Raw genomic sequence first — 24,525 nt, forward strand, 5'->3', positions numbered from 1 at the left:
GATAAATACTCTTATTATCATGATATGTATAACAATGTTACAAAAAATAATATCATAGAATTCAAGAAGATAATTCCTAGAGGGTTACTCATCTATAAAAGGCCGAATTTTGTTAGCTATTTAGATGTAAAAGGTAAGCTAAATTTTTATAAGGAAAAAACAATAATTAACTAAAAGAGAGCGCTGGACGAAGCAACTTAATTGGTTTGCTATTTCAACCACCATAACTCAATCAACAAATTTTGGAAAAAAACACCGTGTTTTGAGAACCTTATTTATCGACATATAAAATTTTTCTTGCCTCTTTTCAAAGAATAAAACATCTTAAATTAAGAATATTGATAATTCTTTATAGGGGGTATTATGCACGTAGGAAATTCTAATAGTCAGCAGGTAAGTCAGAATTTGCTGTCTTTTTCAGCTAATTCCTCTGATGAGGAGTACTGTGATGCTAGTGATAAGGTTGAGAGATCTTCTATATCTTGTGAAAGTGATTCTGACCTGGAGTCTATTCCTACTGTATCACATTTTAAGCAGCATACTTGGAAAGACGGCAAATCTAAAAAAGTTGGCCAAAGTAGCTTTAATGAAAATAAGGGAACAAGGAAGTCATTTGGTGAAAATGGATATATAGAGGGACAATGGAAGAACGATCATTTGATAGAAATAGATTCGTGTCAATTTACTCATCCACATAATAATAAAACAGTTTATATTAGGAAGCAAAGTCCAGGTTATTTATTTACTTTTGATCAGGAAAACTTTATTGCAAGAGTAAGCTTCAACAAGATTGAAGAGTTAGATTTTGCTGGGCATCCTATAGGTATAAAACGAAATTTTCTTGAAAAGCTTAAAATTACTAAAATTATAGAAGATGAATTATTAAATAACAGGGATAAAGCTTATGAACAATTTAAACAGTTTTTGCAGGATAGAAGTGGTAAAACTGCAGATAATCTTGAGTATGCAGAGGATCTTTTTCAGTTTTCTAAAAGATTAGAAGATTGGAGAAAGTTCTCTAGTAATATATCGATATTAGATGATGTAGTTAATAATCAGAACATTTCACGCGAGACAAATAGTAGTAGTCAACAATTGCTTAATAGAGAAAGAGCTCTGGATATAAGAAAGAAAGAGTTTTCTCGAGTTGATCAATTTTATACAAGGGATTTGCTGACAGGATTACAACAAATCTGTAAAGATGGAATAAATAATCACGGAAGTATCTTATATGACAAATATCTTTGGTCTATTTCTGTAATGGCTCCATCTGTTATGGTAGATCATTTATCTGACTTGCATGATAAATCGGTATTTTATATCAGTAATAAAGATATGGAGTTGTTTGCAGATCTTGTTGATATGATGAGTGAGCAACCTTTCCTGGATCTTGTAGGTGATTCATGGAATGCTTTATTTAAAAGGATAAAGGAAATGAGGGGAGAAGCACTAGGGAAACTTGCTTCTTCACAAAGTTTTACACCTTTAACTCATCCTATGTATTTTTATCTTTGTAAGAGCTTTCAGGAGCTAATTTTAGAGATTAGTAGTAAAACAGATATTTCTGTTAATGATCTACTGAAAAAAGACGGTCAAGGAAAATGGGGCTTAATACAAACTATAAATTGGCCATTAACTTCCTCTCTAAACCGCTCTCTCGAACAGCAATATCACTTTATCTTTACACTAATGAAATATTTTGAGCCCGGTTATTATTCTGACAAAAAAGAATTTGAATACAAACTTAAATCGTTACAGGACCCTGGTGATGAAACGTGGTTGCAACGTATAAAAAACTCTGTTTCCAATTTCTTTGGCAATAATGAGTTATCATCCATATCATCTCAAGAGCGCTTAGCATGGATATATATTATTGACAGTGCAATTACTAATCTGCTTTCCGAAAAAGAATTAAAGTTATTTGAACCTCTCATACAAGGCTATATGGATTTTATTAAAAACACAGAAGGTGATCATTATGAGTCATTTCGAATAGCAACACATAATGTTATAAGGTTTATAGCACAAACAAGTCCTTATCTCTCAAAAGAAGTTTCAGAAATTGATCGAGATATTTTAACAAAACAAATAAAATCTATTAAGAAGGCGTTTTTAGATGAACAATCTAGTGATTTTAGAGACTTGGTAGATGTATATAACGAGTATTGGAAGAATAGAAAATTTATTTTAGAAAAAATTCCTGATAAGTTTCCTTATGGGGAGTTCAAGCAAAACATGGAAGCAATACGTAACACACTACTTGATATTGCAAGTACTGCACTTGATAAAAAAGCAAAATCACAAGGGTTCATTAAGTACTTTAGATCGTTTAATGAATTTTTAGAGGATTTAAATAGTATAGAATTCAGTTGGTTTATTAAAGGAACTAATAATGACTTAACTGAAGTAGAAGTAGCCAATAAAGATAAAAATTCATATAAGGTTTTAGATCCTGAAAATTTCATCAAAAAATATAAGGATAATATCCCTAATCACTACTTAATTGAAATCACTCAAGATCTATTAAATAGTGTAAGTAATTTACTTGAGCAAAAAAAATGGTCTGATGACGATAATTTGAGTGCAGCAAGTGAGTTACTGTCAGCAATTAAGAAATCTTTTCTTTATCTAAAGGAGCAACCTAACTACGTGTCTTTCGATATATTCAAAGAAGAAAGTACAAAGCCGTTTATTTCTGTAGTAGGGAATAGCATATCTTATGAGGATTTTAAAAAACGAATTGGTATCATAGGGGAATCTTTTTGGTATTTAAGAAAACAAGATGAGATTGATATAGACAAAGCTTTAGAGCTATATAGAAAAGAAAACAATAATAGCACAGTAGAAACACTAAGAGATTGCTATAACAGATACTTAAAAGAATTTAACTCCTATATACAAGAGACTTCTGACAAAAATTACCAAGATAAAATTAAATTTATTACTGAAAAGGTACGGGAGCAATCAAAACAAATTAAAATTGATGAATGGAACACAAAATTCAAGAGAGAAACTTTACCTGATCTTCTTGCTGGATTAGCTGCTGTGTGGTCTATACAAGAATCAAAGGATATTGCAAGTACAGGAAAAAGCTTAAAGCCACATTGTATTCAAATATTATGCATTTTGCGATTGTTAAGTGTTGATAAAGACTCTAAAGGTGTTGATAAGCATCTTGCGCAAGTCTTAACAGGGCAAGGGAAATCGCTTGTACTAGGTTTACTCTCTTCACTATTAGTATTGACAGGTCATAAGGTCAGAACTGTTTGTTATAGTGAATACTTAGCAGCTCGAGATCAACAAGATTTTAACGGCTTTTTTAAGGAGTTTGGTATTGGTGACAAGATAACTTATGGTACATTTGAGAAGATGGCAAATGAAGTGATAAAGCCTGAGGTAAATGGCAAGAAACAAGATTTAAGAGAATTAGTTAAAGGCCGTATTTTAAATCATAGCGTGGAGCAATCTGGACAGATAAAGCAAGAGGATATCAGCAATACTATTTTACTAATCGATGAAGTAGATGTTTTCTTTTCTGATCAATTCTATGGAAATACTTATGGTCCATGTAATACTATACATATTTCAGGACTAGCTAGTATTCAAGAGAAAATATGGGGAATGGCCAGCAAAAATTATGAAAAAAGTACTATTTTGAAAGAGGTAGGAGAAAGAAATCAAGATTTTAAAGAATTTAATAAATTTTTATTTAAACCTGGAAAATACTATCTTTTGAAAGAAAAAGATAATGTGGTTATTAAAAAAGAATATACTAATCGGTCTCTCTATCAAGAACATCTAGAGGAAATGATTGATGCTGCAATACGTGTTACAAAAGGAAGTGATAAAGACTGGTACATTAACAACTATAAAATTAACGATAAAGGAATCATAAGTTATAGAAGAGACGATGGATTTTATTCCACTTTGACTTATTGCAGCTATTACAACGTATTTAATTACTTTAGGTTAAAGAAAAAAGACTTTGATTGTAAAAATTATGGGTATTTGAATATAGACTGTGGCAAAGTGTCTTATGCAGAATTGCCTAAGGAATATCCTCTTATCTTAGGAGTAAGTGGTACCTTGACTACGCTAGATGAGCATGAAAAAAAAGCGGTAAGAAAATCTTATAACATCAGAGAAAATTCCATCATGCCATCTTTTTTTGGTGATTCTCATTTGAAATTTAATTCAAGTGAAAATTTTACATCTCAGAATTCAGAAGAAGAATGGCTCAGTAAAATTTTTAATCGTGCAAACTCTAAGGTTGGTTCAGGACAATCAGTGTTAATATTTTTTGATACAGATGTAGAAATAAGAAAGTTTAAAGAAAAATTCTTCGGTAAATTTGATCGCTTACACATATTAACAGAAAATACGGAAGAGCATACCAAAGAAAAGTATATCGATGAGGCAGGTATTGCAAAAACAGTAACGCTAGCAACAAGAGGTATGGGTCGTGGTGTTGATTTTAAGTCTAGTGTTGCTGTAGAAAATAGCGGCGGGGTGCATGTTATACAGACATTCTTTTCACTTGATATAAAAGAAGAAACACAGATTAAGGGTAGAACTGCACGTAAAGATAATAAGGGTAGTTATGAGTTGATACTCTGTAAAGAACATTTGGTAAATGCTGGGTTTCTAAAAGAAGAAGAAAAAGAAATTACTATAAATTATGAAAGCTTGAATAAATCCAGAGAACAAAAAGTAAAAGAAAAAGGCTCAAAAAATGAGAAAAGAATTAGAGAGTCAGAAAGTAATCATAAGACAACGATGGATTTTCTTGAATCTTTTTTTCAAAAAGAATGTAGCACTAATATAGATCAGCCATCTGTGGAACCAGCAGTAAGTAGACAACAAAATAGGTAGGAGTTATATATGTTTAATGTTCAAAATCAACAGATTAGTGACAGTGGAAAAAATGTAAGCTCTTTACTGAATATTGAGCAAGCTATTGAATGTTTAAATTCTTTGGGGAGTTGGGTAGGAAATGAGCCTTGGCTAGCAAACGTGTCAGAAGAATTAAATAAACGGTATAGAGAGCTAAGGAAGGACATAAGAGAAAATACTAATTCTTGGTCTTATTCGCAGTATTGTAAACGCTTAGCTTACCACTATTTTAACCTTGCGTGCTATTATAATGATGAGCTGTTTAATAAGCATAAGGTTGATTTAGAAAGCGTAAAACAATATCTAGAAAAATGTTTAGAGAAGCTTGCTGAAGTTTCTGGAGAAGGCTATTCAGACGGGACAAAAGAATTAAAGAATGATGCTGAAAAGTTTTTGACAGAAGTAAAGAAAATACATGAGCAGCAAGAAGATCTGCTGACAAAATATAGCACTTTTAATAAATTCAAAAAGTACACAAAATTATGTATTGTTTTAGGTAGTATAAATCAGGTTCCTTTGCAACAATGCTCTGCTGAGAATAGACAGCAGATTCAAAATATTCAGCTGTTAAGAGTCATTAATATGCTAGAAGATGCAATTACTGTACCTGAGTATAAAAATACTTTCATTACTGCAGAGCAGTCTGACTATTTAGGTCAAGTGTATCAATTGGCTGGCCAACCTGCACTGAGTATACGATATAAGAGAACTAGTGACAATCTCAAAAAAACTGTAAATGCAACGAAGGAACATAGTGATAAGAAACAGGAGATAAAAGATATTATTAGCAAAGAAGTTAAAGAGTATAAAAGTAATTTAGTGCAAGTTAAAGATTATATAGAAGAAAGGCTTCATAGGTCGCTTAGCACTATTGACAATGCTTATATTGAGAGAAAATATATAAAATATTGCGCAAGGCTTTGGCTACAAGAAACAACAAATTTACTAAAAGAACTGACTGAAAGTAAAAGCCGTGCTGTTATTCAAGAAATTTTTAATTCACTAGATGATATAAAGGATTTAAGCCAGATTCCTAATCCTTTAAACCAACTTGAGTGTTACATCCTTTTAATGAAGCACTATGAATTGGTTAGGAAAGAGGATGAAAAAATTTTCATAAGTCGGTTTAAAAAAGAGTGCTTGGAACAAATAGTTGCCTATAGTGATTCTGCTGAAAAAGAATTAGTTTTTCTAGAAACTTTTGTTGACTTTTTAAGTTCCTCTAAAAATCTTCAATCAATTATTGCTGAACTGGAATTAGGAGACTTTTGTCGTGGTGATTTATCGTTTGATGAATTGATCAATAATATTATGAAGCTTGAAGTAGATACTTATGGTGAAAATCTTACAGTTTTGCAAGAAGCAACAGAGGGCTTGGAGGAAGAAGATCTTTTTTTAATAGACAAGTTTAAGGAAATTATAGGTGCTTATATAAAACCAGTAGAAATACAAAAGAGAAGAATAGATAATCGATTGGTTGTTGAAGTAAAAGGGAAGAACATTGTTGTCAGTGAAACTTTACGGCAATTAGAAAATGCACTTTTAGAAAATCCAAATATAGAGGAAGTACGTTTTGTCGGCGCTGGTATTATACATATTGATACAAACCTTAAGAGTAAAGTTTGGCAGGGAAGGAATGTAGTTATTTTAACCAAAGCAATAAAGGTTTATGATCAAGTAACCTGGGATGTATCTGGAAAAGATAACGATCATACCTATTCCAATAATGCAGGTACTGGAAAAGATGGTCATGGCAAACAAGGAGCAGATGGTTATCCTGGGGAAAGTGGTGGCAATGTCTTGATTCTAGTAGAGAAAATAGAAAATCCGGAAAATTTTACCATTATTTCAAATGGTGGTAAGGGTAGTAAAGGACAAGATGGTGGAAATGGAAGAGATGGTAAGGATGGAGTAGGTATTACAAAAGCAGACTTTGATAATGAATTTCCTTCAGTTGTTAAGCTTGCTGCTACACCAGGAGTTAGAAAGGAATTAGTCTCAAAAACTATTAAGAACATAAAGAAAAATTCCTTGATGATAAAAAACGAATTGTATAAAAACAGTGAAGACAGTTCAGCAGGTAATATTTTTATAGAAGTAACAAAAAATCAAGGAAATGAGGTAATTTTTTCTTATTGTCATGGTATCCTTTCATCGCGCTATCAAGCTTTTCTTCTCTATAAAGGATCATTAGGGCAACCTGGAGGACATGGTGGAGAATATGGTTTAGGTGGTCAAGGAGGATATGCCGGAGAGATAATAGTAAGAAATCTAGAAAATAGCAGCAAGGAATTTGGCATTGTAAAAAATGCTACGCAAGTAGAAGAAGGAGAAAAAGGACAGGGAGGTCTACATGGTATCCATGGGAAAAATGGTTGGGATATGGGTTACTTGGACTATCAATCGTGGAAAGAATTTAAGTTTCGTGGTGGAGATCAAAACAGTAAATGTACACTAGAATATTATGATAAAGATAATGATCCAAGTGATCGAGTATGGTGTCCATATAAGGACAAATATGCTGGCATCAAGGCTACCAGTATTGAAAATAAAAAGCAAAAAAGGTGTGAAGAAAGAAAAAATACCAGACAAAACAATGACCGACAACATCACGCACAAGCTGTAAGGAAAAAAAACATTTCACAAAGTAGCATTTTAGCTAACTATTCTCATCATTTGAGCTCTATAGAAAGAAGTACGTTGCAGAATTTACAATCCGATTTAGAGAGTACTAAACAACATGCTTTGCAAGCAATTGTTGAAAATCAAGAGCAGCAGGAAAAGCAAACTACAGAATTAGGAATTAAGCGTCATTCTTCTTACCAGAGTAAAAGTAAGCATTATAGCGATATCTTTACTACAACATCTAGTACCACTTGCAGAGAGACCATTGATGTTAAAAGTTTGATTGGTAAGCTAGCAAAAGAACCACCGCGGCTAGACAATTGGTTTCAGTTAAAAAAGGCAGAACTGAATTTATCTCAGCTTAGTCAGTTATTTTTAGTTTTTGAAACCTTAAAAGGTAGCTCTCCTGAAACGGGTAGCTTACAAAATAATATAGAGCTACAAGACATAGAGAAGCTTTTGATTGATAAGTATAGACTTGCTACATTGCAAGAAGTTGTAAAGCAATTACCACCTTATCAGGAGGTTACAAATAATGTAGAATTAACACCTGAAAATGCAGCAAGATATCTCATTGAAGCAAAAGAAAATGATAACAATATTTCTCACCATATTTTAGGAACTCTGAATCAATATCTTTATGAAAATAGTACAGAACAACATGAAAAAATTTCTAAATTCAGTAAAGAAGAATTACAGAATACAGAGAATAAAGCTTTAAAATACTCAATTAGAGCGTTTGTTTTAGAAGTAGGAAAATTAGAAGAGGAACATACAGATGTTAAAAAATATTATAACGAATATAAAGAATTTCTAGAAAAACAGAAACGCAGTTTAGATATATTTTTTGAGGCGTTTAAGAGTGAACTATCTCAGTCAAGGCATGTAGAAGTATTTGGTTTGTGGGTCGAAAGTATTAAGGATAAATCTCTAAGAAGTAAGCTAGAGGAAAAAATACAAAAAGATAAATTTCTGAATGCTCTTTATAATCGCTTTAATAGTCAACTTAAGCAAGAATATGACTGGAATGAGTGTTGTAAAGATCAAGCTGTCCTTAGAGAACATGATAATTATATTCAAGAAAAAGGCCTATTGTCAGAAAGCTATAGGGAATTATTAGCCTACATTTTCGATATTAATATTAGATTATACGCTGAAAATCAAGATAATAAATTGTTTCTGCAAGGTGATCACAACCCTTCATCTAAGCAAGTTATTCACATATTATGTAGAGACAATAAATTTATACAATTAAATATTGATAAAAATTACTTAAAGCTAGAAGAAGAACGCAAAAAGAAAGATAGTCTTTATACACAGATTTTTGCAGAAATTAGGCCATTTAAACAAAAACAGGAGTTCGATGATTACTTAAAGAATAAAGCTTTTCTATCTAATAACAGTCCTTCAGAAAATGAGCAATCTTTTAATGAAGAGGAAGATATAGAAAAAATTATAGAATACTTTCCTGAAGGGGAAAAACAACAGTTAAAAGAGCGGTTGGAAAAAATCACATCTCGGTATATTGGACAGCAAAGAATTTTGCATAATATGTTAAAGCGCTTTTCTAATGAAGGAAGGCATGTGTCCTCTCAAGAATTATGTTGTTTAGTGAACTCAATTCTAACCTTTATTATCGAAGATAGAAAAGAGATGAATATCTTTTGTTGGATAGTTGCAGCATATCCTCAAAAGAGCTGGATAGATGAATTAGTGTTACTACAGTTCGAAGATTATTTCAAAAAACCATTAGCAGAGAAATCCAAGTGGCGAGAATACTTATCGAAGATAGAAAATAAGGACATTTTACTGTTATTTAAAGTAAAGTTAGATCAACATAAATCAAGCAATCCTATTTCTGCTCAATGTATTGAAGATACTCTGCATTTATTAAGTAATATTCCAAATGAAACAGTTAGTTTAGAAGGACTAGAGTTATCTGAATGGCCTTATGCTTTAAAAGAAAAATACTGGACATGCAAGCTATTAGAATTAGTAAATTGGCAAAAGGGTGACTTACCAACAGCTTCTTACTATCTTTTATCTATAGAGAATATTTTTGGCACTCTTTTAGCGGAGAAATTTATAGAGGCTCTAGAGAAGAAAAAACAAGAATTGTCATCTGATAAGCTTACTAATATTTTATCTAATTTTCATAATGAAAAATGGAACTTAAGTGAAAAAGAGTTAAATACCCTTAACAGTTGTAGCATTGATAAGTGGGAACAGAAAATGCAGCAGGAGTTTATTGCTAATAAAGAAGAACGAAAGATAACGCAGTTAGTTGAACTAATTAAAGGTAAAGGTAATACTTCAGAAAAAATTAAAGACAATTTATCAAAAATTGCAGACTCCATTAAGAGTATTTGTGATGAGAAATATGTAATCGGTGGAAAATCTGTAGGTAGTTTTACAGAAGATGATATTAAAAATTGGGTAAAAGAATTTCGCAATATTGGTAAAGGAAAGCAAGATGTTAAAGAGGAAATGCTTGCTGTAATATGTAGAGCAATAGAGTTAAAAAAAGAATTAGAACTAAAAAGAGTATTTAAGCTTCGTGATACTCAAAAATTAACTGTATTAGCATTATTGACAAATGATCGCAGCACCCTAGCACAAGTGTCTACTGGAGAGGGAAAATCATTAATTGTAGTAGCAGCATCAATTATGAAAGCACTTTATGGAGAGAAAGTAGATGTTATAACTAGTTCTTCTGTATTGGCAAAACGTGATGCTGAGGATAATAGAGATATCTATAGTTTATTTGGTATTAATGTATCACATAACTGTAGTGAAGATATTGAAAAAAGAAAGGAAGCATATTCAGGTAATCAAGTGGTATATGGTGATTTATCTAATTTCCAGCGCGATTATTTATTAGATAAATTTTATGGGAAAAATATTTTAGGAGATCGTAATTTTAAAAATGTAATTGTTGATGAAGTAGATAGTATGTTGCTCGATAAAGGTAACAATATGTTGTACTTATCTCATGATCTGGCAGGACTAGATAAGCTGGAATCTGTTTACATTTACATTTGGCAGTGGATTAATAGACCAGCTAGAGATAATAAAGAACTTTGCTATGCTTTTGATGCTAAAGCAATTAAAGAAGCAGTGATAAGTGACTTATATGGATTGGTGAAAAAAGAAGATATTGGAAAGCTTGGGTCTGAATTAAGCGAGCAGCAAAAAAATATTATGTGGGAACGTTTAATCGAAACTGAGATATTAGATGATCAGGGCAAATTGTTAAAAGGAAACATTAATGACAATGAACTTAATAAAGTACTTTCACCTGAATTTAATTGTTACAAAGATCGTTTTCTTTACCTTTTAAAAGAGTGCATTGAAAGAGAAAAATTTATACATGTTCCCAATAATCTCAGACCGTTTATTGAACAGCACTTAGAATCTTGGATTAATAATGCTATAACCGCGTTCTTCATGAAAGCAGGAGAGGATTATGTAGTGGATGTAGATAAAACCGGAAGTAGTCCAGATCGCAATCCTAATATTACAATTCTTGATAGAGATACAGGAACAGATCAAGCTAATTCTCAATGGGATGAAGCATTACACCAATTTTTACAACTCAAACATGGATGTAAATTATCTTTACAAAGCTTAAAAGCTGTTTTTATCTCTAATGTTTCTTTCTTTAAATTGTACAGAAACTTATATGGATTAACAGGCACCTTAGGGTCACAGAGAGAAAGAGATTTATTGCAGGAGATACATGAGGTAGACTTTGTAACTATCCCTACAGCCAAGTCTAAGCAATTTCGTGAGGAAAAACCTATTCTTTGTACTGGCAAAGATGAATGGATAAAGCGCATATGTAATGAAACAAAAAGGCTAACTGAGGAAAAAAAACGATCTGTTTTAATCATCTGTGAAACAGTAAATGATGTAGAGACTTTACACAAAGCTTTTGGAGGAAAGGATGCAAAACATGTTCATACATATAAACGAGATTACGAAGGTTTTGATAAAGGGTTTGAAATTGTTCAAGGTAACAAAGAGTTGGGGCAAGGACAGATTATTATTGCAACAAACCTTGCTGGTCGTGGAACTGACATAAAAATTACAGAAGAATTGAGGAAAGCAAAAGGGTTGCATGTTTGTTTAACTTACCTACCTAGCAATATTCGAGTTGAACAGCAAGCATTTGGGCGAGCAGCAAGAAGTGGAGACCAGGGTTCTGGTCAATTAATCATTATGAATTCAAAAGGACAAGAATACAGTAACTCAAAAATACTTGATTTAAAAAAAGAGCGCGATGTGGAAGAATTACATCGTATATCTGACATTAAAGCTTACTATGATACTCAGATTACTATGGAAGAAAGCTGTTTTAAAGCATTCAAAGAGCAGTACAAACAATTGAAGAAAGACCTTGATGATAAAAAAGTACCTACTGAAGTTAAAGAAATTTTATTGCAGAGTTGCTTGGACAAATGGGCTTTCTGGTTAGATGAACACAGTAAATATGTAAGAAATTTGACAGGTGAACAGGATAAAAGAAATCTTCACAACCTACTGGATAAATTTATTTCACAATTAAAGAATTTAGACACTGGGTATAGCGAAAAGTGCTTACCTTCGTATGAAAGACCTCCAACTCTAATTATTGAATATGATAGCACAAACTGGTTAGCCTGGGTTAAAGAAAATCCAATTCAAATGATTAAACTTGGAAAGTATCTCTCTCAAAATGAGGAACATAAAAATGCTCATAAAAATGCCATTGAGCTGTTTGATGAAGTGATTGAAAAGGAGCTATATTTTTCTGAAGCAGCACGCTATTACAAGGCATTTGCATTAGTAAAGAAGGTTGATTGGGAACAAAAGCCTTTAAAAGAAGAAGATGAGAAAGTTTTGAAAGAACTTAAGCAAGAATTGCGAGAAGCTGCAAGGCTTTTAGATGAACATAGTAAATTTGCTATCAATGCAGCAAGCGTTATTGGTAAGATTAAGAAGAATAATAACGAAAGCATCATTCAAATCAACGCTTATGAAGAACAGCAGAAGAGTATAGCCAATCTTTATTATATGTTTTCACGATCTATAGATGATATTTTTGGCCACACCATTACTCCACTATCTTTTGTTAATTATGATATTAAGGAAGAGCTGGCTGAAGGTCTATATAAAGATCTTCTTGAAAAGGGCATGCTAAAAAAGCCGAGAGTAAAAAAGAGCATTTCTGAAGAAGAGCTAAAAGTGATCAGTGCTGGGTACGGAGTATCAGTTGAAACATTAAAAAATTTTCTTTCCAAATATGAAGGGAAGGAAATTAATGAGAAAGAATTTCAAAAAAAATTAAAAAAAGAAATACAGTTGCCTAGCCGAGAAGCATTTTGGAAGTCATTGGTTGAACAAAAAATCTTAAATGAAGAAGTTAAGTGTGTTGTAGTTAATAATGAAAAATTGAAAGAAATAGATCCTTCATTGCTGGACCATCTGACTGGAAAAATAAACCCAAAAGAGTTAGAAAAGCAAACTCTAGAGCTCAATAATGAACAGATTCTTTTAAATGTAGAATGGGTTACACAACAGAAAAATAAAGGTAATATTTTTAAAAAAGATGATTTTATAAAGATTGTAGGCAAAGACAAATATAAAATATTGAAAGAGAGAGGAGTACTTTCATTTAACAGAAAAGCGCATATAGACCAAAGTAAAATTGAATCTATGACTTTTCCTTGTTACGATTCCATTACTCTGGAAGACTTTACTAAAGTAAATATCACTAAAAGTGAAGCTGAAAAAATTTTAGCAGAACTAGCTAAACAAAAGGTCATTGAAAAAAAGGATGGCTCAGAAAATAGTGCTTATGGACTAAAGATCAAATTTGATGAAATCAAACAAGTTCAGCTTTCTTTCTGTCCAGTTTATGAGAATGTCCTAAAAGGACTATTATCTACATGTTTTACCTATAGAATAGCCCTTCAAAAAATTGCAGTGCAGCTAGAAGAAAAAAACTTTCCTGTTCGTCTGCAATTAATAACAAAACCACATCAAAGTTTAGTCTTGGAATTATTAGAACAGAAAATTATCAGACCTACTATGGTAGCAACTAAAGATGAAGACTTAGAGGAAAAGTTGAAGAGTATATATAGTCAAAAAATGACTAAAGATAATTTTAAATGTATACTTTCTAAAAGTACACTCATTCAAGAAGAGTGTATAGAAAAGCTTTTTGGCTTCTTGGTTGAGAAAGGATGGATTACCCAGTACGATCCAATGCAGTCTATACAAGATGAGGGTATTAGCAAGGAAAACATTAAAAATGCTGGCAAATCTTTAGTACAAGATCTTTATTATATTAATAGCCCTGACAAAAGACAAAAACCTTTAAACTTTTTTCCCGAAGGAAGCCATGAAAACGTACTGACCAAGTTGCAAAGTATTGATAAAAGTGTGGAAAAAGTTTTAGATAATCAATTACAATTAGCGAAAGAAGATACAATTAAAAATATTGTCGGCACTTTAAAAAGATCAAGAAGTGTATTAAAAGCTTTAAAAGTTCCTGATAGTAAGCTAAAACCTCTCACTGAGCTTTATGGTCAAGGTGAATTTGCAAATATAGAAGAAGTGCATGTCTTTTCTCTAAATGGATTAGATCAACTTTTACAATTAGAAGAGAAGAAGTGGACACAAGAAATGCTTATCAACACTGTAGCAGTAACTGTTATGGGAGTAAGACAAATAGCTATAGGTACTGTAATAGAGTTGTACTCATTGGGGGTGATGACTCATGTTGGTGCTGCGTTTGTTAATGAGGGTGTAAATGATCTCTTCTTTGCTGCTGGTGCTTTAAAGTCAGGTTATTTTAGTTGGGAAGATTATGGACAGCATAAGCTTGAAAGTTTAATAATGACAGCTGTTACTGTTGGTATAGGAGCTTATCTTTCAAGAGGTGCTAAGGTATCACGTTTTGGCCATAAACTAGCTGGGCCTAATTTTGAATTTGGTAAGAAAGTAGCAGAAATGTCCGGAACTCAGCTGATTGAAACTGCAGGTAGTAAGGTAATAAAAGGAGAAGTTATAAAGAGCTTAGCATCAGGTTGGAAAGTAATAGGAAAAGAAGTTGCAAAGCGTATTACATCAAAAACTATAGAAGGGTTAGCACTTGGCTTAGCTAATGCAGGAGTTGATACACTCGTTGAAAATTACCTTCAAGCACTATGTGAAGGCATAGCTTCTAAAATTTTATCAAATATTGAACAAGAGGTTGAAAAGCATAACGTTTCTACAAGCCTAAAAAAAGCCTATGAGGTATTAGGAAGAGAAGAAGCAAAAAAAGTTATAGATGGTTTAACCAATAGTGTTTTCACTGAGCAAAATTGTGTGGAAAAATTCTTGCCTGTAGCTAACAAGATAGTTAGTAGTGTGACTCAGGGAATTGCAGAAGCTGTTAAAAAGAGAAGTACAACAAGTAATAAGTTGGAGTTACCCATTCATACTATCAGTAAGGTAGTGGTGTGGTCAGAACGTGTCGCTCACATTAGCAAAATACCTGGTATTACTGGCAGTTTTTTGGATAATTTAGATCGAAAAATAAAAGATAGGTTGAGTAAAGATGAAAATACTAAACGAGACTTGCCAACTCAAAGGCAAGAAGCAGAGGTAGGCTATAAAGTATTTAAAAAAGAAACGACTGATCAGTGGAAATCACTGCTTCACGAAAAGGCTGGGCAAATTATAGCGCGACATATTGTAAGCCCTATCCTTAAAGAAGGTACCAATCATCTGGTTAGGTATGTTGGAAAAAAATTGCAAGAAATATATCAATCCTATAAAGAAAGTGGATACCTTGAATATTGTGAAAAACTGAAACAGGAGTATAAGGAAAAGCTACAGAGCGCAGAACAATGTGATAACACATCTAGAATAGAAAACCATATTACAGAAAAGTATCATAAAGATTTACGAGAGCTGATGATTAAAACTAGAAATCCTGACTTGCTCGCAGATATAGTCCGAGAAAACATTCCAATGGATATGATATGTGTTAGTGCGTGTACTCAAGCGGTGCATAAGATATTAGAAAAGCAAGGGATTGTGATTACAGGACTAACCATTATTGTTGAAGGAGATGGTGGTATAAGACAAAGATTTTCCTCTACATCAAATGAAACAGAAGGCATCACTATTCCACTTAAGCTCAAAGATAACCATTTTGAATTTTGTGGAAGCAGCGCATCAGAAAACAGTAGTGAATCAAAAAATAATTGCTTATATGAGGCTTTATCAGAAGCCATACCTGAACTAAGAGGTACAATAACACCAAAAGGATTTAGAGATAAAGTAGCTGATTGTATTAAACATGATAAAGGAATACGGTATCACGTTCAGCAAGGCTGGCACCGGCTCCCTATATCTCTTGGTGCATTTGGTGGTAAGCGTGCTTATGATGAAAAAATACCTGCCGATGAACTAAGTAAAAAAATAACTGATGGGGAAATACTATTTTCACAAAGTAGTATAGGTGATCATACAAGTGACAAAGGAGGAAGAAAAAAAATGCATATTGGAGAATTAGCAGCAAAGATTGAGAAGGATGGATGGCAAGGTAAGTCAATTAAAGCAGTGAAAAAAGGAGATAAGTTAGTAGTACTAGATCACAGGCGGACAGTAGCTGTAGCAATTACTCAATCGTCTGAAGTAGAGGCAAATTTCGCAGTGTATGGGTCAGAAGATGAGTTTTCTTCAGATAGTTGTGAAAGACAATATGGCACACGAAAGGCTGGAGAAGCAGTTAAAAAGAGGATGAGAAGAGGTAGTTTATCAGATTCTAAAGGTATAGGTTTTCCATCATCTGATGTTAGAATAAGGACAACAAAATTGAGCGATAACCCAGATACAAAGTTAACTGATGCAACTTTAGAGAAGTTAGAGAAGTTAGAAGAAATGAACTTTCAAGTTGGTGGTCAATCGCGAAAAACACGATCAAGAAGCTTGGATAGGTTTTCTTCAACTCAAAAAGGAAGTAGTAAACATAGATCTTAGAGCATGTCTTCAAACTCAAGAATGAGCTAATTTGTGAAGCATAATAGTGATCATATTAAAGAAGATATTGTTTTTTGGGGTGAGAGGAGAATGCTCGTAATCTTTACTCATGCTCCTAAAATTCAGGCAAAAGTTCTTTCAACAATCCAACGTTTGGGAATAACTTGAAATCCTGTATCAACTATTTTCTTGGCAATCGTTAATAAACATCCCGTTTCCAATAAGCATCTGTTTTGTAATTTACCTATGTACCCTTGATCAGCAAAAAACTTACGTAAAGTTGGAACTTTGCATTTAGCTTGGGCAAAAAGATTTAGAGCACTATCACGATCTTGAATACTTGCACTGTGTACTTCAGCAGCAATTACAAGACCCACAGTATCTACAATAATATGGCGTTTTCTGCCTTTTATTTTTTTGCCAGCATCATATCCTCTGGATCCCCTTTTTGAGTAGTTTTCACTGACTGGCTATCAATTATACCTACTGATGGAGTCTTATTTTTACCAATCATCTCTCTTACTTTTTTAACTAGAAAATCATGAATTTCTTGCCATATTCCACTTTTTTTCAAGCGCGCATTACAACTATATACGGTTTTCCATGGTGGAAAATCTTTAGGCAGTTGTCTCCATTGACATCCTGTTCTCATCATATAGCGGATTGCATTAATAATTGTTCTAATACTATGTTTTCTTGGTCTGCCGGTCTTTTTAGGTTCAAAATATGGCTCTATTGTCTTCCATTCTTTGTCACTTATATCGCTTGGGTACATCTTAAAATATACCTTATACCATACTTCTTAACTTCTTTCTACTCAGTTTGAAGACATGCTCTTAGAACCCTAGTTATGGATTAACCAACACAGTAAGGCATAGAAATAGAAGGCTTTTTCGACTGCATGGAATATGAAATTAATGTTGAAAAAATATGTACCAAAAAATTTATTGGCGATCTGTGGCGTGTATGTTCAAGCTCAAATTTATTTTTTAAACAACCAAAGACTGTCTCAATAATCGACCTTTTTCTCAATAAAATCTTCTCTTTGAGTGAAATTAGTGCATTTTTCATGCCTTTTTTCACTTTAGTGATGAGTTTTAGGCCTCTATCAAAGAGTTTCTCAAAGAGCTCCTTCTTGATATAACCTTTATCCCCGAACAAAAGTCCTTTCAATTTTTTAGTCAAATTTAGTACAGGTTTTCTGTCGTCAACGCTGCCTTTAGTTAGCGTAATACCTTGAACTTCGCCTATTTCATTGATTACCAGATGCAATTTAAAACCGAACATAGGTAGTCTTTCCTATATTTGCCAATTCTTTGAAAACCTTATTTTTTGTGATCCTTTTTGCGTGGCAAACAGCAATTGCTGTTGTATCAATATAGGAAATTTTAGTAATTTTCGCTTGCTCGCAGAACCACTGCAAAAGCATTGTTAAATACCATAAAATCCTCGATTTTAGAGCAACAAACCTATGATACGAAGGGAGTTTTGAAAACTCAGAACTGTACAATAATTTAAGATAATTCAAGTAAAAAAACTTGAAATTTTTGCACGGCGATTGGTGGTAAAGTAAGATTATAGTAAGTATTTCTGGCACAGTAATTTCAGGTATTCTTGTTGTTTTTTTGCTACTTGATAGAAGCTTTTCTGAAAGTTTTTCATCAGCAATGCGACAAAAATCTTCTATGAAACAGTAAAGTTCTGTAATATCTTTTTCATGGGTAACCTCTTAATTATTGCTAAAATACTTGAGTTTACCCTATTCCTCTCTTTATTAATTCTACTTTCTAATCCATAACTGGGGTTTAGAGGACGTCTGCAAACTCAAGGATAAGGCAATTTACACAGCATAACAGTTATCCAGTGCTTTGGAATAACCGGAACCCTTCGGCTTCAGTACCCTTCTTAGCAATTGTGAGCAGATACCCAGCCTTCAGAGAACGTTGTTTCTGCAGTTCACCTGTATATCCTTGGCTGGCGAAAAATTTCTGTAAAGTTGGTATCTTTTGCCTTACCTGAAGTAAAAGGTCTAAAGCTCCATCATGACCTTAAACATTTGCACTTTTATAGCTCTTTTCACAATAGTAGAGACGATTAAAGAAAAGCAGAATCAACAGCCAGGCGGAAGGATTGAAAGATGGGTATGTTTTTCTCGCTCTGTTTTTTATAGCAAACCAATGATGCTCAATTTCATTAAAGTCAGGAGAATAAGGCGGGAGGTACAAAATTTCTGCACCAACACTTTCAGCAAATTCACTGATTTTGGGGATTTATGGAAACTCGCATTATCCAAAATCACTGTTTGCTCAGACTGTAATATTGGTACCAAAAATTGCTCGAATCAGCCATTAAAAACCTCTGTATCACAATATCCTTCAAAGGTTATAGGTGCAAAGATTTTTCCCTTACTTAAAGCTGCAATCATGCTGAGTTTTCTTACCTGATTTTAGTGTATGAAACCTTTCTCCCTTTCTGCAATATCCGTATATTCTGTATTCTCTATACCAGATTCATCAATATATCAAATTTTTAGGGGACTCTGCCGATATGACTTTCAAAAATTCAGCACGTTTTTCTTCATTTCTTTCTTTATATCAATAAGTCTTTTTTTGTGTGTAAATCCACTTTTTTTAGAGCTCTATGAATCGTTTGATGACTATATATTGCCTCAGCACCTCTGATTGTGTTTTACCGCCGTGTTTTTTTATAAATTCTGCAAACGCATTCCAATCGGTGATTTTATGATTATAGCCTCTACTTCTCAGTTTCTTCGATTCCTGTTTCTTTCCGCTTTTTCTCCCATTTGTACAATGTTACTCTACCGATTTTGAACCTCTTTTTTTAATTATCTAATAGTGGATAACCAATTACAAAGATCGCTGTAATTTCAGGATATCTCTTTTTTGAGCTGTACAATTTCAGCTTGAGGAAGATCTGTAGTTTGAGAGATGATATCAATCGAAACACCAGCCCTAAGTAGGTTTTTTGCGACTTCAATTTTTTCTTCTTTTCTACCTTCCTCCCTACCTTTTTCATGGCCGATTTGGATGCCTTCTTGTCTACCTTTTTGAGTAGCATCATCGAGTTTTTGTTCCAAGATAGCAGCTTCTTTCTGTAAATCCATTACTCTTTCTTCATAAGCTACTAAGTCCTTCTCATTCCAATGAAACTTATCTAACTCATCATATGCTAATTTTATTATTGGTGATTTTTCTGCTATTTTCCTTAAATCTTCATCAGTTGTTTCTTCTGCATATTTAAAGAAAAATAGCCAACGGTCTATTACATTTTCTAGCTGCTCTTCCCTGCTCTTAGGAAACTTTGGCAGCTCAATGAAGATAAATTGAAAATCTTTTAAGTCATTCTCGTTAGTTTTTTCATCTCTTATGGTATGGCTAGATATATAATCAAGCTTATCAGGAAATAAATTACAATTGGAAATAGCAATAAAGAAAACCTTCTTTAAATCAATGTACTTACCACCTTTATCAGCCTGCCTTGAGTAAGCCTTAGCAGCATATAATTGAGCCCGTTTTTCGAAGCCTTTATCACGAGCGAGTTGCATTTCCGCAATATACCTATTTCCGAGAGAATCCTTACAGAGGACATCAACGATGCTTTGTTTATCAGAAGCAATTTCAGGATTCATAATGGTGCTGAGGAACTCAACATCCTGAATAGTATTGACTCCAGTAAAGCCTAAGATATCATTTAGAAAGTGAATAAGGATATTCTTATTTTTTTCAGTGCCAAAGATTTTCTTAAATGTTAAGTCAAGCTTAGGATCTAAAAATTTTGAAAGAGCCATGAGAAAGTAAGATAAAAAACATTAACAATTATACACAATTGTGAAGAAATATTCAACTAAAATGCAAACATTTTGTATATCTTTATTTGGTAGTATTAACCTGTATAATATTTATGGCAAATATCTCGATAAGGTACCAGATAGCACAAAAAGTAAGGAGCTGGAGGTTAAAGAGAAAATATACTCTGAAAGATTTAGCAGGCAAAGCAAACATAAACTATCATACACTGATAAGATACGAGCAAGGAACATGTGGCATTCCAACTGAAAAGTTAAAAATATTAGCAGAGGCATTATCAATTCCTGTTAGAAATCTCTTTCCAAGACGAAAAGTACTAAAAGAAGATAGTTGTTTCGACAAAGCCAAGACCGAGGAAATGTATAATTTCATAGAAAAAACAGGAGGACACAAAGCAATTTATGCATTTGTCCGAGTTGAGGAAGAAAGTAATGTAAAAGCAGCAAGAATAAGAATTGCAAGGAATCTAGTTAAGGCGGGGTTTGATACTGAGATTGTCTATCGAGCAACAGGCTTATCAACTGAAGAATATGCTGATAAAGAGAGATACGAGCCAAACGGAGGACAAGAGATAAAAAAGTGGAGAATAATTAGAGGATATACACAAAGCAAAAAAGCTTAATATAGGACCCTCACAGATACATCACTATGAACAAGGTAGCGTTACTGTTTTAAGTGAAAGATATTATGTATGCAACAATCACTTAAGGGGAAAGAATTGTGAATCAGTAAATCGAACAATAGTAGCAGTAGAGGTGGAAAAAGAAGTGATGAAGAAAGCGGAAGATTTATATGAAAAATGGGGAGAAAAAGCAGAAGAATGGAAAAATTTAAGTTTTGGAAAACAGAAAGAAGTAGTGAAAAAGTTAATAAAGGGAGTAATGGTAAAAGAAGATGAAATAGAGGTACGTTCTGAATCAGAGGAAAAATTTATACCAATGAAGAAGAAAGGAAACAAATGCACAGTAGTAGAGCCAGAAGGAAAAACAAATAATGCGCTACTGAAAGCAGTGGTGAGAGCCCATTCCTGGAAACGTCAACTAGAGGAAGGAAAATATGGGAGTGTGAAGGAGCTGAGCATTAAAATTAATATAGGTACAAGACGTATACAGCAAATTTTAAGGCTGAATTATTTAGGACCAAAGATAAAAGAAGCCATAGTATAGCCCTTCTTATAATAGTCCGAACGGGGGTGAAAACGTCTTTATAGCTATTATAAGCCAGGAGGACAGCAGTATATTATTATGATCTGTTCGGATTATTGTAGAAAGAGCTATAGTACTACAATATGAAAAAGGAACACGCAGAATTTCAATTAAGAAGTTATATGAATTAGCAGAAGCATTATCAACAACTGCTAGAGATCTAGCTTGCGGACAAGAAGTATCAAATGAGGAAAGGTATGAGGAAGAAGAGATATTAAATCTAGTAAGAGAATATAAAAAGATTAATGATCAGGAGTTACGTAGAATGTTTTGTTTGCTAACCAAATTTATCCAAGTCAGTGAAAAAAGTAGTAGGAAAGCAGAGAAAGTAAAAATTGCAAAGGGTTTGGTTAAAGAAGGAATTTCTGTTGATATCGTTGCAAAAACAATAGGTCTCTCTGCTGATGAATGTGTTGAAGAAAAAGTTGGTTCTATCTACTGCCAAATAGGAAAAAAGATAAAAGAATGGAGGGCAGTACGGGAATATACTCAGAAGGATTTAGCAGAGAAAATGGTTACAACACGTGATGAAATAAGCAATTATGAACAAGGAAGGGTTGCTGTTCCACTTGATAAATTATATGAGATAGCAAAGGCATTATCGATTAATATTATGGACCTACTTGAGCTAACAGAAGATGCAGATGATAAAGTGGTACCTGATTTAATAAAAGAATACAAAAAAATTGAGAGTCAAGAATTACGCTATGCGCTAATAAAATCTCTGTTTGAAAGCATACAAATTTGCGAAGAAAAAGTGAAAAGAGCAGAAAAGATGAAAATTGCAAAGGATTTAGTGAAAGGAGGAATTTCTACCGATATTATTTTGCAAATAACAGGCCTCTCTTTAGGCGAAATTCAACAGATTTAAAATAAAAAATCAGTATATATTAATATCTTTACTCTTAGATGAAAAAATAAGTAAAAAAGATTGAGAAATTGATTTGACTTCACTCGAAAGCTATGGCTTTATGCCAATGCTGATAAAAAAACAGCAGTAAATATTTAAAAAAAGTTTGTTGTTAGTGAAAGGTAAATTATATGAATAAAAGTAAAGAAGAAATCGAATTCAGAATATTAGAAAGCAAAGGCAAAGCACTACTTGATCGTGAAATAATGGAAACGTTTTTAAGTGCAGTACATGAAAGGCCACAGGCTCAAGAAATTGCTAAAAATCTGGTGAATACTTATACGGGAGTAGGAAAGATTTTAGGTAGAGAAATGGATGACCTGAAAGTTATAGAAGGAGTAACTGATTCTGCAGTAGCAATGATTATGTGTGTTAAGGAAACACTAGAAAGAGTACTGAGAGAAAAGCTCAAGAGTGAGCCAATAATGGACTTACAAGGGCTAGTAGAGTACTTAAACGTAAGTATAGGCCACTCAGAAAGGGAATGTGTAAAAATACTGTACTTGAATAAGAAGCGCCAACTAATTGGAGAAGAATCCTATATTGGTGAAATGGAAAAAGCACCAGTGTACATAAAGGAAATTATAAGAAAAGCATTAATAAAGAATGCAACATTAGTAATAATGTCACACAACCATCCTGGGGGACGCTTAGAACCATCAGAAGAAGATCAAGCAGTAACAAAGAGCTTAGCAGCAGCATGTAGTACTGTAAGCGTTAGATTATTTGATCATATTATTATCACAAGTGGAGGCTATTTCAGCTTTCGAGAAAACGGATTGTTATAGTAGAAAGTATTTGCAAATATACTCACTATAATTTATAATGAGTAGTAGAGTGTATAACAACTATACACTTAAAAAGTATATTTAATAGCGGAGGCTAATATGGGTAATAAGATAATTGTACCTTTTAATGATAAAAAGGGAGGTACTTACGAATTAAACATTGATCTTGATAAATTATCAAAAGGTGAGATGTTGAATGCTATTATAGGAATTGGTCGTGCCAAAGAGCAGTCCACTTTTGTAAGCAAATATTGATCGCCTAAAAAATGAAGACTTAAAAATATATGCTCCGTACTCTTGGTAAAGCTCAACTAAATCATTGGCTGAATATTGGGGATTTCCTTGATTATCTTTCTTGCATAACCCTGCTACAACAATTCCACCAGTTGAGGTTCCTGCCATTAAGTCAAAGATTTCAGCTATAGTTCTTCTTGTTCTTTTTTCTATTTCTGCTAATATTATGGCTGGTATTATGCCCCTTATGCCTCCTCCGTCAACTGAAAGGATATATTTAATCATGTTTAGATATTTAATGATTTTATTAACTTGTTCTCTTTTATCAGGTTGTGTTTCTTGTCCTAGTACTACTGTATGTTTCACTCCTAGAGAAAATTGCACCAATCTAATAATTGATTCCGTAGAGCATGCTAAAGGGTCTGTGTTAGTTCAAGCATACCAATTTACCTCAAAGCCTATTGCTGAGTCCTTGATTCAAGCCAAAAAACGAGGTGTAGAAGTTAAGATAATTCTTGATAAGTCGCAAATTCATTCAAAATATAGTGTCATCAATGAGTTATTCGAGCAAGGTATTAAGATTTATATTGATTTCAAACCAGCAATCGCTCACAATAAAGTCATGATTATTGATAACCAAAAAATCATAACTGGTTCTTTCAATTTCTCTGACGCCGCACAGAAAAAAAACGCTGAGAATCTACTAATTATAACAGGAGATCCTCCATTAGTCGAGCAATACATCAAAAACTGGAAGGATCGTCAATCTCAATCTGATGCTTACACACCAAAAGTAGAAGAATAATTACTTTAAATCAGCCTTAAGCTCATCCAACTCCTCAGAAAGATTTTTTACCCGCTCTTCCAGACGATATACCGTAACAGTTAATCCATTATTTTGTTCTATGAGTTTTTCATGTATATGCACTCGTAAATCCAGTTTGGCAAGCCACCAAATCGCCGCTACCGTCTGTATTAACATCGTTACAATTACTGCGATTGGGATTTTTTGATTTTGCATAATG

The 24,525-nt window shown here is 33.1% G+C and carries 9 protein-coding genes and 5 pseudogenes; 7 read left to right on the plus strand and 7 right to left on the minus strand.

Annotated features, from left to right (window positions below; translation table 11 throughout):
* Positions 1–363 precede the first annotated feature (363 nt).
* Positions 364–4,872, plus strand: coding sequence for a hypothetical protein (locus OPR58_RS10635; RefSeq protein ID WP_265022659.1), 4,509 nt, complete (start codon positions 364–366; stop codon positions 4,870–4,872).
* A 9-nt stretch (positions 4,873–4,881) separates the two neighbouring features.
* Complete coding sequence (locus OPR58_RS10640; RefSeq protein WP_265022660.1) at positions 4,882–16,536, plus strand: DEAD/DEAH box helicase; 11,655 nt, start codon at positions 4,882–4,884, stop codon at positions 16,534–16,536.
* Positions 16,537–16,658: 122 nt separating this feature from the next.
* On the opposite strand, the gene OPR58_RS10645 is transcribed toward OPR58_RS10640, so the two are convergent.
* The 5 genes and pseudogenes from OPR58_RS10645 to OPR58_RS10665 all read right to left on the minus strand — a co-directional run bounded on the left by OPR58_RS10645 (position 16,659) and on the right by OPR58_RS10665 (position 20,344).
* Complete coding sequence (locus tag OPR58_RS10645; protein WP_320109914.1) at positions 16,659–16,949, minus strand: transposase; 291 nt, start codon at positions 16,947–16,949, stop codon at positions 16,659–16,661.
* Entirely contained in the window at positions 16,946–17,311 is a 366-nt protein-coding gene (locus OPR58_RS10650; RefSeq protein WP_265022661.1) for a transposase, read from the minus strand. The genes OPR58_RS10645 and OPR58_RS10650 overlap by 4 nt, the downstream gene beginning before the upstream one ends.
* An 80-nt stretch (positions 17,312–17,391) precedes the next feature.
* Positions 17,392–18,244 (minus strand): annotated as a pseudogene (locus OPR58_RS10655) (IS982 family transposase).
* Between the two features lie 386 nt (positions 18,245–18,630).
* Positions 18,631–19,371, minus strand: a pseudogene (locus tag OPR58_RS10660) (IS630 family transposase); the annotation flags it as partial.
* A 52-nt stretch (positions 19,372–19,423) separates the two neighbouring features.
* A complete protein-coding gene (locus tag OPR58_RS10665; RefSeq protein ID WP_265022662.1) occupies positions 19,424–20,344 on the minus strand; it encodes an Rpn family recombination-promoting nuclease/putative transposase in 921 nt (306 codons plus the stop codon).
* Positions 20,345–20,457: 113 nt separating this feature from the next.
* Between OPR58_RS10665 and OPR58_RS10670 the strand changes: the two genes are divergently transcribed.
* The 4 genes and pseudogenes from OPR58_RS10670 to OPR58_RS10685 all read left to right on the plus strand — a co-directional run bounded on the left by OPR58_RS10670 (position 20,458) and on the right by OPR58_RS10685 (position 23,266).
* Positions 20,458–20,985 (plus strand): helix-turn-helix domain-containing protein, encoded by a 528-nt coding sequence (locus OPR58_RS10670; RefSeq protein ID WP_265022663.1) that lies wholly within the window; start codon positions 20,458–20,460, stop codon positions 20,983–20,985.
* Positions 20,986–21,043: 58 nt separating this feature from the next.
* A pseudogene (locus OPR58_RS10675) lies at positions 21,044–21,526 on the plus strand (recombinase family protein); the annotation flags it as partial.
* Between the two features lie 112 nt (positions 21,527–21,638).
* Positions 21,639–22,439: pseudogene (gene wmk, locus OPR58_RS10680) on the plus strand (WO male-killing family protein Wmk); the annotation flags it as partial.
* 170 nt (positions 22,440–22,609) lie between these two features.
* Complete coding sequence (locus OPR58_RS10685) at positions 22,610–23,266, plus strand: JAB domain-containing protein (protein ID WP_265022664.1); 657 nt, start codon at positions 22,610–22,612, stop codon at positions 23,264–23,266.
* A 240-nt stretch (positions 23,267–23,506) separates the two neighbouring features.
* Here the strand turns inward: OPR58_RS10685 and OPR58_RS10690 are convergent.
* Positions 23,507–23,785, minus strand: a pseudogene (locus OPR58_RS10690) (patatin-like phospholipase family protein); the annotation flags it as partial.
* Between OPR58_RS10690 and OPR58_RS10695 the strand changes: the two are divergent.
* A complete protein-coding gene (locus tag OPR58_RS10695; RefSeq protein ID WP_265022665.1) occupies positions 23,784–24,305 on the plus strand; it encodes a phospholipase D family nuclease in 522 nt (173 codons plus the stop codon). The pseudogene OPR58_RS10690 and the gene OPR58_RS10695 overlap by 2 nt on opposite strands.
* On the opposite strand, the gene OPR58_RS10700 is transcribed toward OPR58_RS10695, so the two are convergent.
* The gene (locus tag OPR58_RS10700) at positions 24,306–24,521 is read right to left on the minus strand and encodes a hypothetical protein (protein WP_064085525.1); all 216 of its coding nucleotides are present in this window, start codon (positions 24,519–24,521) and stop codon (positions 24,306–24,308) included.
* Between the last annotated feature and the right edge of the window lie 4 nt (positions 24,522–24,525).

Source organism: Wolbachia endosymbiont (group B) of Ischnura elegans (assembly GCF_947251585.1).
Lineage (GTDB): Bacteria > Pseudomonadota > Alphaproteobacteria > Rickettsiales > Anaplasmataceae > Wolbachia.